A 10768-nucleotide genomic window follows, 5' to 3' on the forward strand; every position below is an offset into this window, starting at 1 on the left:
CGGTCACTCTGATGGCGACTGCGATTGCTGAAACGCAATCGCTCTATCCATTACAGCCTCCCAGCGTTTAAGAGAAGCCCGAACCGGCACCTGCTCATGCCACGAATCGCGACCACCCAGCATCGGTTTTAGGCGGAAAAAGCAAAACAGTTCACCGCACTCGATTAATGCCTTCAACTGAGGCCTGCTCAAACTGAGTCCGACAGCCTCCGATGACCACGCTACAGAATAACGTTTACGCTGCCCGCTTGTCGGTTCAGTTGCCTTAAACCAGCGCTGCTCTAAATGCACTTTCCAATCGTTAGGCACCGCTTGACGTCCCCCGTCATCCAGCCACACCCAAAGTATTCGCCGATGCATATCACCCGATACAGAATACGAAGGCAACAAGAAGACCGTCACTAAGGCCGCACAGAAAGCCGCGGCCAGCCAACTCATGGGCACTTTGCGAAGCGGTTTTGTGGAGCGTAAAGGTTCGACGCTTGGATACTCAGGAACCACAGCGGAAATAGGCTCGGGCGCGCTTGCTTGCGCATGATCATTTGCTAGGTCGGCGAGCTGAGTTCGCGCTGGAACTCGAGCCTCACCCAACGCGGTCAAACGCTCAAGCTCACCGATGGGCCTAGGGCGGCGACGCTCCGAACTTTGCCACCATTTGGCCAAAGTATTCAGCCAAAGCTCTCGACTCGCTGTGGGTAGAAATCGCCATGCGCTCTCGTCAGGGAGTGCTGGGTGAAGCACATTCGCTTGAACTAATTGCCCTTCAAAGACCAAAGGTGACGCCCCAGTAAATAATTCAATTAACAGGGCCGCTAAGGCAAATTGGTCGCTGATGATCGAAATGGGTTTTGCCCGCAAGTGTTCGGGTGTAGTGGCATTCAAAGCCACCATTTTGGCTGTCCGATTTTGACTCGATTCGGCCAGCAGGAGTTGATCTACATCCATAATCAGCACACGACCCGAGCGCGTCACCCAAATATTCTCAACCCTCAAATCGCCGTGGACCAACCCGTGTTGCTGTAAACCAGCCACACCCGCAATGATCTGGCTGGCGATCAACAGCCGCACCTGGGTATCGCAACGCGCATCATCAAGAATAGCGCGCAACGGCGCGCCCTGGTGATATCGACTCACAAACACCTGAGCGTCATCGGTGTTAATAACGCCCCGAATGTTCAATATATGCTGATTTAAGATCGCCGCGTTTTGTAAGCGAGCCAAAGCCTGGTTGTGAATGGGCAACTCCCGCCAGACCCACTTTAAAACGACGTGCTCGGTATCGGTTTCGGCCAGCACACTGGTACCCTCGCCGCCTTCGTGAAGGACGCGGATGAGGCGATAGGGCCCCCAGTTCACACGCTATACTCGGGATACAAACGCAGCAGCGCCGCCTTGGATACCCTCAACGCTTTCGCTGCCGCACCGACATCTCCACCATGAGCGCTCAGCGCTTGCGCCACCTCCTGAGCGCTGTAATCACTCGCCTTGGGCACACCTAGCTTTTCCCGTCGTCGGTAGATGCTGGTCCTCGATATGGGGAGTGTTTGCGCCAGCCTCGCAGCCTCGTAGTCGCACGCTTCTAGTGCTTGCAAAAATAAATCATCAGAAATATCACCCGCCAGCACGGGGGTCGCAGGCGCCACCTCAACCTGGTCTGATGGGGCCAAATCTGGCACCGTGGGGTAGTCAGTGTCTAAATCAATCTGACCCAGCACGGCAAATAATTCTCGCACATTGCCCGGCCAAGCGTACTGGGTTAGAGCCACAAACACCTGGCACCAGCTGGCGATGCCGGTGTCATTCAGCTCACCACTCCACGGTCCACGGCGTTTATCCGCAAAATAGTGTTCAGCCAGCAGGCCGATGTCATCCAAGCGTTCGTACAGCGTCGGCACTTCGATATGCTGCTGGGCGAGCCGATGAAACAGCGCCGGACGCAAAGACGCTTGGTCACCTTGAGTGCTTTGCTCGGTCGCGGCCACAACCCGAAGGTCGACTTCTCGCGTGGGTCCACCTAAGACTTGAACTTCGCGAGTTTGCAGTGCTCGCAGTAATTGTGCCTGCAGTTCAGGTGAGGCATCACCAATCTCGTCCATAAATAGGGTGCCACCTGCCGCTTCTCGAAAATAGCCACTTTTGGCACTGTTCGCTCCAGTGAAAGCGCCTTTTTCGGCTCCAAACAATTCAGACACCGCCAGCTCCGTTGGCAGCGCTGCCATATTAACAGCCACTAAGGGTCCTGCTCGGCGCTGACTGAAGCGGTGCAATTCGTTAGCCACCCCTTCTTTACCGACCCCGGTGGGCCCCGTAATTAACACATCGTCTTCAGTGGCGGCCGCTCGGCGTATCGCGCGGCGCATTGCAACAACGTTGGAGTTGCGCCCGACAATGCTCGGCATAGCCGCCAAATCGTCTTGGATCTGAGCGTCTAAGCCCAAGCTGAGCACCAATCGATTCGAACAATTCAAGATATGCCAGTGGCCCTCAATAAGATCAAAGCGAGTTTCGCTGGCCAATGAACGGCCCTGGTACTCGATACCACTGGCACCCACGCGGCGCGACAGCACTACCTGGTCTGCGCGGTAAGTCAAAGCACCCAGCTCACGCGAAATGAACGGGTCCAGTAAAGGAAAACACGAATTGCCCTGAACGTCGGTAAACTCGAGTTCACGCCCAAAGGCAAGCGCTTGATCGGGGGAGATAACGCAGCGTGCACCCAGCATCGATGCGTGAGGGTGATAGACCACACACAAAGTGGGCAGAGGCACGGCAGCATAGGTCGAGTGAGGCACCGCGACCTGAGGTCGCGTTTTTAATTCCAGTAAGCTTTTTGAGTAATCCGCCATGCCCACTAGACTGTTCTAAGAGAATGCCACCTCACAACAGCACTACCCACACAGAAAATACAATTAACCAAACAACAGCGCTGCGTCGCAGCAAATCCACCAACAGCGCAAAAGAACTTAGCAACTTGCTTTTATCGCCAAAGGAATCGAGATCTTCTAACCGAGGCACGGCCGCCAGGGCTGCGCGAGACAGGACTGCGTGCACGCTTAAGGAGGTGTCCGTCCACAGACCGCCGACCACCCGAGCGCCAGCGCTAAAGTCACCGACCAATAAAAAGGTCGTCGCCAATACGCGACTGGGCAACCACAGTACCGCCGCTAACACGGGATCGGGGCGCGCACCGTCGCTGCGATGATGATAAAACACGGCCAGCAAGTGCAGCACGATGCCGACAGGACCTAAAAGAATAAAATAAAAGCCACCCGAGAATACGGTGATCAGGGCCAGCAAGAGGGCCTTTTCGACAAAAGTCAGAGTGCGCGCCAGCGATTCGCTGTCATTGCTAGGCAACCAAGATTCCAGCGCCTGCTCCAAGCGCAATTCCGCAGTATTGGCGTCGCCGCGCAGCCAGTCAATCTGCACATCATCAATGAGTCGTCGAGCCAAATCAAAGCGCACCCCCGCACAGACGCTCGCAACAACAATCGCAGCACCCAGCAAACCCCAAAACCACGTATGCAGCCATGCATACAGCAAACTAAATATCAAAGTAGGCACGGCAACACCGGCCAATAAGCGCGCGGGTCCGGAAAAACCGAGCCCCAATGTAAATTCAACCGTGTCGTCCACCCGATCGGCAAACCAACGCCCCACGGGGTTGTGCTGCGCGGTAAACAGTAAATAGGCGGCTGCGGCCAAGCTGGCCAAATAAAGCATAAAATTCCCCTACACGCTGCGATTCAATACGTCGCTGATACGCTGCCAGTCAAACGCCGCACCTGGATCTGTTTTGCGACCTGGGGCGATATCGCTATGCCCCACGACCGCATCGTGGGCCAGATCATAATGACGTCGCAGTATCGTTAACACCTGGCGCAAGGTGCTGTACTGAGCGTCAGTGTATGCCAAGTCGTCGGTCCCTTCCAGTTCAATACCGATACTAAAATCATTGCAGTTATCTCGACCCTTGTACCTTGAGACCCCTGCATGCCAAGCGCGATCGTCAAAACCTACAAATTGGATAGCTTTGCCGCTGCGCTCAATCAACAAGTGCGCCGAGACCTCTAACCCCACCAGATCAGCAAAACTCTCGTGCGCGGCGCAATCTAACGTGTTGCAAAACAATGCATCGATAAAACCCGTGCCAAACTGCCCCGCCGGCAATGAAATGTTGTGGATCACCACCAGTTCTGGGGCCACCCCTAATGGGCGCTGATTAAAATTTGGCGAGCTTTTATGAACAATATCGCTCAACCAACCCTGGTCTAGGTACATACTCATGCCTAAGTACTGGTATCATTCGGTTTTACGTTAAACAAGATACAACAGTATGCACCTTCCGCCGTTAGAAAGCATCCGAGCCGATGTTGCCAAAGCCATTGCCGAAGACTTGGGCACCGGCGATTTAACCGCCCAGCTCATCCCACAAGATCGCTGGGCAACCGCCACACTCATCACCCGCGAGCCAGGAGTATTAGCCGGCCAAGCTTGGGCGAACTTGGTTTTTGAGCAAATCGATGCACGCTGTGAGCTTGACTGGCAGGCACAAGACGGCGACCTGCTAGAACCCAATCAAGTGCTGCTGAAAATTCACGGCCCTGCGCGCGCACTCTTGACGGCAGAGCGCACCGCCATGAATTTTTTGCAAACCTTGTCGGGCGCGGCCACTAAAGCCAAGCACTACGCCGACCAAGTTGCGCATACACAGGTCAAGCTTTTAGACACGCGCAAAACCATTCCCGGATTGCGCCTCGCCCAGAAATACGCGGTAACCTGCGGCGGCTGTCACAACCATCGCATTGGTTTGTTCGATGCCTTTCTCATAAAAGAAAATCATATCGCCGCCTGCGGGGGTATTTCGGCTGCCGTATCTGCAGCCAGAGCACTGGCGCCTGATGTGCTTTTAGAGGTCGAAGTCGAAACGCACGACGAGCTAGAGCAAGCACTCGCGGCAAACGTTGATCGTATTATGTTAGATAACTTTAGCTTGGAGGGTATGCGCGAAGCGGTGGCCTTAACCAAGGGACGCGTCGAGCTTGAAGTCTCGGGCAACGTGACCAGCGAGACACTCGTGCCTTATGCGGAGACAGGGGTGGATTACATCTCGATTGGTGCACTGACCAAACACTGCCAAGCGCTGGATTTATCCATGCGCTTAGCGGCAGACTAACTCAAGGCGCGAGCAAATTTGTGCTGCTGACCACAACTCCCGAGGCATCGGCGTAAATCCAATCGCCTTCGTGTACTGTGGTACCGCCAATGTCGACAGCGACGCCGCGCAAACCCACATCGCGTTTGTCGGTCTTTAAAGGAATAGCGCCCAAGGCAAAAACACCCAAGGGCAAGGTCGCCAGTATCTCGACGTCGCGCACCGCACCGTTAATAATCAGCCCCATCCAGCCATTCAGACAGGCTTTTTCAGCCAGTTGATCGCCCAGTAGCGCGCGGCGCAAAGACGCACCACCGTCTACCACAATCACCTTGCCATTACCCGGTTCTTGCACCAGGGCTTTGACCAGCGAGTTGTCTTCAAAACATTTTACAGTCACCGCCTGCCCACAAAAGCTGGCGTTGCGCCCATACGAGCGAAACTGTGCGTACAGCACACGCGAATCAGGAAAGTCATCGCACAAATCAGGCGTCGTAAAATCGCGTTCCATGGTTAGATCCAATCGACAGGGTAATCCATTAAAGTCCCTGCCGAGCTTAACACAGACTGCTCCGCTGCCAAGCATCGGGGCAATATCTGCTCACAATAGAACTCAGCCGTTGCCAATTTGTGGCGGTAAAACTCACGATCGGAGCCATCAGCAATAGCGCGCTGGGCCACCATTGCACCGCGCACTAGCTGCCAACCACCAAACAAATAACCCGTCATCATCATGTATTCAAACGAGCCACCCAGCGCAGCAGGCTTGTTCAAACGCAGCTGCTGCAGTAACCACTCGGACGCGCGAACTTGTGAAGCCAAAGCGACTTTTAGCGCTTGGCCCATACCGACAAGCACATCATTACCGCTTGCCAGTAAGTCAGCCACGGTATCGGCAATTTCGGTTTGTACCAACTCCATGGTGGCACCGCCGTCGCGACCCAACTTACGATTCACCAAATCTGCGGCCTGAATGCCGTTGGTCCCCTCGTAGATCGAGGTTATGCGCACATCCCGAAAATACTGGGCAGCACCTGTCTCCTCGACATAGCCCATACCGCCGTGTACCTGCACACCCAGCGAGGTGATCTCTTCGCCAAAGGTCGTTAACCAACCTTTGATTACGGGAATCATTAAATCAATACGTGCTTGGGCAAGCGCCTTTTCAGATTCCGGCCCGCTGTGCGCCAAATCCATGGTCACCGCCTCGCTGTAGGCTAACGCACGCATGGCCTCGCACCCTGAGCGCATAGTTAATAACATGCGCTTTACATCAGGGTGTTCGATAATCGCGACGCCGCCTTGAACCCGCTCGCGAGCATAGGCCTTGGCTAATTGGAAAGCGCCCTCTGCAGCACCCAAGCCCTGCAAGCCCACCTTCAAGCGCGCTTCGTTCATCATAGTAAACATGCAGCGCAAACCTTCGTTTTCGCGGCCCACTAAATAGCCGATAGCGCCCTCAGTATCCCCATAGGCCATCACGCACGTGGGGCTCGCGTGAATACCCAGCTTGTGCTCAACCGATACAGGATACACGTCGTTGCGCGCACCCAAGCTACCGTCTTCATTCACCAAATATTTGGGCACAATGAAGAGCGAGATACCCTTCGAGCCCTCTGGAGCATCGGGCAAGCGCGCCAACACCAGATGAACTATGTTGTCGGTGGCCTCGTGATCACCCCAGGTAATGTAGATTTTTTGACCATAAATGCGGTAGTGATCGCCCTCTGGGACTGCACGCGTTTTTAAAGGGCCAAGATCCGATCCGGCGCCAGATTCAGTCAGGTTCATGGTGCCCGACCACTCACCTGAGTTAATTTTAGTGGCATACAGCGCTTTTTGTTCTTCGGTGCCATGCGCGGTAATCGCCAGTGCCGCGCCCGAGCTTAAAAAGGGCGCCAACGCAAACGCCATGTTCGCCCCGTTCCACATTTCAGATGTCGCGGTGCCATACACCTCGGGCAGGCCCTGCCCACCAAAGTCCTCGCTGGCGGCAATACCGGTCCAACCCGACTCACCAAGTTGACGTAGCGCTTCCTCGTGCCCCGGCGAGCATACCACGCGGTTGTTCTCGCAGCGCGCGGGCTCTAAATCACCAACACGGCGGGTCGGCGCGATGACGTCATTGGCAAGCTTTGCCGCTTCATCTAACACGGCCAGCGTCAGATCAGAACCAACACCTTTGTCTTCGTAGGCGGGCAAGGCGCCCAAGCGACCCTCAAGGTTCAATACCTCGTCAATCACAAACTGCATGTCTTCGACGGGGGCACGATAGTTGTCCATATGCTCTCCTAGAGTGGCACCCTAGTGCCCTCGGCTGTTAAGTCTAGTTGCGCAAAGTTTAGCGCGATTGGTCAGAGTTTGCAGTGTTAACATGCTAATGCGAGTCGACCAAAGTCGGTGGAAAGCATCGCCAAATAGGAGTAATTTGCATAGACTATCGTTTTAATGGCAGGCATTCACAGCATGAATGTATGGCCGATAACGAAATAACCAATTGATTTTACTGTTTATATAGGCCGACGAACCCGCTATGAATCTGAATCGCATTGACTTAAATCTTTTGGTGTATCTCGATGTACTGCTGCGCGAGCGCAATGTGACGCAAGCCGCCAACCAGCTTAGCCTCAGCCAGCCGGCCATGAGTAATGGCCTCAAACGCCTGCGCGACTTGTTTGGCGACCCTTTGCTGGTGCGCACCAGTGAGGGCATGGCGCCCACGGAGCGAGCCCTAGAACTTGAGCCCATCATTCGCGACGTGCTGGCCAATATTGATCGCGCTGTACAAACCAAGGCCGAGTTTGATCCGGCAACCCATACACGCGTATTTCGCATTATGGCCAGCGACTACGCCGAATCCACTCTGCTTCCGTATGTATTAGACCAACTGCGCGAACTCGCACCCGGCATTACGCTCGATATCATGACGCCCAGTGACGTCAGCTTTTTAGACGTCGAGCGCGGCAAAGTCGATATGGTCATTAACCGCTTTGATGCCATGCCACAGTCGTTTCATCAGACCCACTTGTGGGACGACACCTTCTCGTGCCTGCTCAGCCCCAACAACCCCGTACTCGACGATTTCAGCTTAGATAACTATCTAAAAGCCAACCACATTTGGGTCAGTAAAACCGGCATGGGCGTCGGCGTGGGCGTAAACCCAGACGACGTGCAGCGCTTAGGCTGGGTCGATTCCGCCCTTGCAAGGCTGGGTAAAAAACGTCAAATTCGCGTGTTTACCCGCCACTACCAAGCGGCCATGACCTTAGCCGAGCAAAACGACTTGATCGTAACGCTACCCACGCGCGCTGCGCTATTAAAGTCTAACAACCCACGCGTGGTCTTGCGTCAGCCGCCCCTTAAAATCCCGCCTTTGGAATTAAAGATGGCCTGGAGCCCGCTACTACAGCATAACCCCGGCAACCAGTGGTTACGACGACTCATCGCCGAAACGGCGCGCAATCTACCAGTACCCGAGGTTGCGTCAAAATAACGACATAAAACTGTGACGGAAATGACACCAAACGGTCACGGTTGCGCCATATTGCACTTTTATAGTCCAGATCCATACAGGTCTGGATTCTTGGAGCATGAAATCAATCACGGTTGTCGGCGCTGGCTATGTTGGATTTTCGCTCGCGGTACTCTTAGCAAGGCGTAATGAAGTACGTGTCGTTGATATTGCTGAAGAACGTATACAGTCTATTCAGGACAAACGGTCTCCGATCCAAGATGTGGACCTTCAGCGGGCACTAGACATCGAACCGTTGAACCTGCAAGCCAGTGCGCACTTGCAGGGCTCCGTCGAAACTGCCGACATCATCATTATTGCCACCCCAACAAACTACGACCCAGAATCCAACTACTTCGATACCACAAGCGTCACATCCGTCTGCGAACAGGTACTCCAACTCAACCGCACTGCGCTGATCGTCATCAAGTCGACTGTGCCCGTTGGCTTCACCGCCCGGCTCAACCAAACACTCGATACAGATCGCATTGTTTTTTCGCCCGAATTTTTACGTGAGGGGCAGGCGCTAAAAGACAACGAATACCCATCACGAATTATCGTCGGTGCCCAAACCGAACAGGCGCGAGAGTTTGCCGAGCTCTTGCAGTACGCGGCAAAAAAGGTCGATGTCCCCGTATTGCTCACGGACAGCACCGAAGCCGAAGCCATAAAACTGTTCGCCAACACCTATTTGGCCATGCGGGTAGCCTACTTTAACGAGCTGGACACTTACGCCGCCGTGCACGACCTCAACACCCAGCACATTATCGAAGGCGTTTGCCTCGATCCGCGTATTGGGCATTACTACAATAACCCATCGTTCGGTTATGGCGGTTACTGCTTGCCCAAGGATTCAAAGCAATTGCTCGCTAACTACGATCAGGTGCCGCAGAACATGATTCGTGCGATTATCGATTCGAACGTCACGCGTAAAGACTTTATCGCCAGCGACATCCTAAAACGCAAGCCCAAGACGGTGGGCATCTATCGCTTGGTCATGAAGCAAGGCTCAGATAACTTCCGAGAATCCGCCATTCAAGGCATCATGAAGCGTTTAAAAGGTAAAGGCATCGAAGTTATCATCTTCGAACCCAACCTGCGCCTAAGTACGTTTTTTAACTCGCGGGTGTATTCCAACTTAGGCGAATTCAAAGCCCATTCCGATGTGATCATCAGCAATCGTCGCTGCGAGATGTTGGCGGATGTGGAGAGCAAGGTGTATACCCGCGATTTGTTTGGGATGGATTAGGCAAGTAGCTCGCACTAGACGCATCAGCAAAGCATTCTTCCTCAAGTGGCCAAATAACCCCCACCTACGCTTTGTCGAGTCTCGATACTCCTCAAATCTCTCCACACTTAATAAGGCAACAACCGCGCAAACTATTCACCCAATGAATGACTACGATAACAACTATACATTTGCTAAATCAATAGCCCTTTCATACACTGCGACGATTACTAAAAAGATAGACAGGACTCATTATGACATCGCGTGTAGATCGTGCGGGCCTACAAGTAGCCACCGTACTGGACGACTTGCTCAGCAATGGAATCATAGAAGGCACCGGCATTAGCGCGGACCAATTTTGGCAAACCGCAGCCGATGTATTCGCGAAGTTCATGCCAGAGAACCAGGCTCTGCTTGCCAAACGCGAATCTATCCAAAAGCAAATTGACGAGTGGCACAAGGCCAATCCTGCGCCATATAACCAAGACGAGTATCTGCGGTTTTTAAAAGACATCGGCTACTGGTTACCTGAGCCCGATGATTTTAGCATCACCACTGAAAACGTCGACGAGGAAATCGCCACCATGGCGGGACCACAGCTGGTGGTGCCCGTTATGAACGCCCGCTATGCCTTAAACGCGACCAATGCCCGCTGGGGCAGCTTGTACGACGCACTCTACGGCACTGACGTTATCTCAGAGGACGACGGCGCCGAGCGTGCGGGTGCCTACAACCCTATTCGCGGTGACAAAGTAATCGCTTTTGCTAAAGCCTTTTTAGACGAGCACTGCCCGCTAGCCAGCGGCTCACACTCGGATGTGAAGCAGTATGCCATTGCCGGCGAGAAGCTTACTGCCGTATTGCAAGAAGGCAA

The 10768-nt window shown here is 53.9% G+C and carries 9 protein-coding genes and 1 pseudogene; 4 read left to right on the top strand and 6 right to left on the bottom strand.

Going from position 1 to position 10768, the window contains the following annotated elements; all coding sequences use genetic code 11:
* Positions 1–3 precede the first annotated feature (3 nt).
* From ACTF5Z_RS05635 to ampD, 4 genes are read right to left on the bottom strand one after another with little or no spacing between them, the layout of a single operon-like run.
* Entirely contained in the window at positions 4–1356 is a 1353-nt protein-coding gene (locus ACTF5Z_RS05635) for a protein kinase (RefSeq protein WP_438984828.1), read from the bottom strand.
* Positions 1353–2846: a sigma-54-dependent transcriptional regulator gene (locus tag ACTF5Z_RS05640; RefSeq protein WP_438984829.1), complete on the bottom strand. Its 1494-nt coding sequence runs from the start codon at positions 2844–2846 to the stop codon at positions 1353–1355. The genes ACTF5Z_RS05635 and ACTF5Z_RS05640 overlap by 4 nt, the downstream gene beginning before the upstream one ends.
* A 31-nt stretch (positions 2847–2877) precedes the next feature.
* Positions 2878–3723: a hypothetical protein gene (locus ACTF5Z_RS05645; protein WP_423853068.1), complete on the bottom strand. Its 846-nt coding sequence runs from the start codon at positions 3721–3723 to the stop codon at positions 2878–2880.
* Positions 3724–3732: 9 nt separating this feature from the next.
* On the bottom strand, positions 3733–4281 hold the full coding sequence (gene ampD, locus ACTF5Z_RS05650; protein ID WP_423849060.1) for a 1,6-anhydro-N-acetylmuramyl-L-alanine amidase AmpD: 549 nt from the start codon (positions 4279–4281) through the stop codon (positions 3733–3735).
* 55 nt (positions 4282–4336) lie between these two features.
* Between ampD and nadC the strand changes: the two genes are divergently transcribed.
* Positions 4337–5176 (top strand): carboxylating nicotinate-nucleotide diphosphorylase, encoded by an 840-nt coding sequence (gene nadC / locus ACTF5Z_RS05655; RefSeq protein ID WP_438984830.1) that lies wholly within the window; start codon positions 4337–4339, stop codon positions 5174–5176.
* Position 5177: 1 nt separating this feature from the next.
* Here nadC and rraA read toward each other — a convergent pair whose 3' ends face one another.
* Positions 5178–5666 (bottom strand): ribonuclease E activity regulator RraA, encoded by a 489-nt coding sequence (rraA, locus tag ACTF5Z_RS05660; RefSeq protein WP_423849058.1) that lies wholly within the window; start codon positions 5664–5666, stop codon positions 5178–5180.
* A gap of 2 nt (positions 5667–5668) precedes the next feature.
* Positions 5669–7438, bottom strand: a complete 1770-nt coding sequence (locus ACTF5Z_RS05665) for an acyl-CoA dehydrogenase family protein (protein ID WP_438984831.1) — start codon at positions 7436–7438, stop codon at positions 5669–5671.
* A gap of 250 nt (positions 7439–7688) precedes the next feature.
* Here ACTF5Z_RS05665 and ACTF5Z_RS05670 point away from each other — a divergent pair, with 250 nt between their 5' ends.
* The 3 genes and pseudogenes from ACTF5Z_RS05670 to ACTF5Z_RS05680 all read left to right on the top strand — a co-directional run.
* Entirely contained in the window at positions 7689–8648 is a 960-nt protein-coding gene (locus ACTF5Z_RS05670; RefSeq protein ID WP_009575695.1) for a LysR family transcriptional regulator, read from the top strand.
* Between the two features lie 97 nt (positions 8649–8745).
* Positions 8746–9915, top strand: a complete 1170-nt coding sequence (locus ACTF5Z_RS05675; protein ID WP_438984832.1) for a nucleotide sugar dehydrogenase — start codon at positions 8746–8748, stop codon at positions 9913–9915.
* Between the two features lie 233 nt (positions 9916–10148).
* Positions 10149–10768: pseudogene (locus ACTF5Z_RS05680) on the top strand (malate synthase G); the annotation flags it as partial.

Source organism: Aequoribacter sp., from assembly GCF_965659035.1.
Classification (GTDB): Bacteria; Pseudomonadota; Gammaproteobacteria; order Pseudomonadales; family Halieaceae; genus Aequoribacter.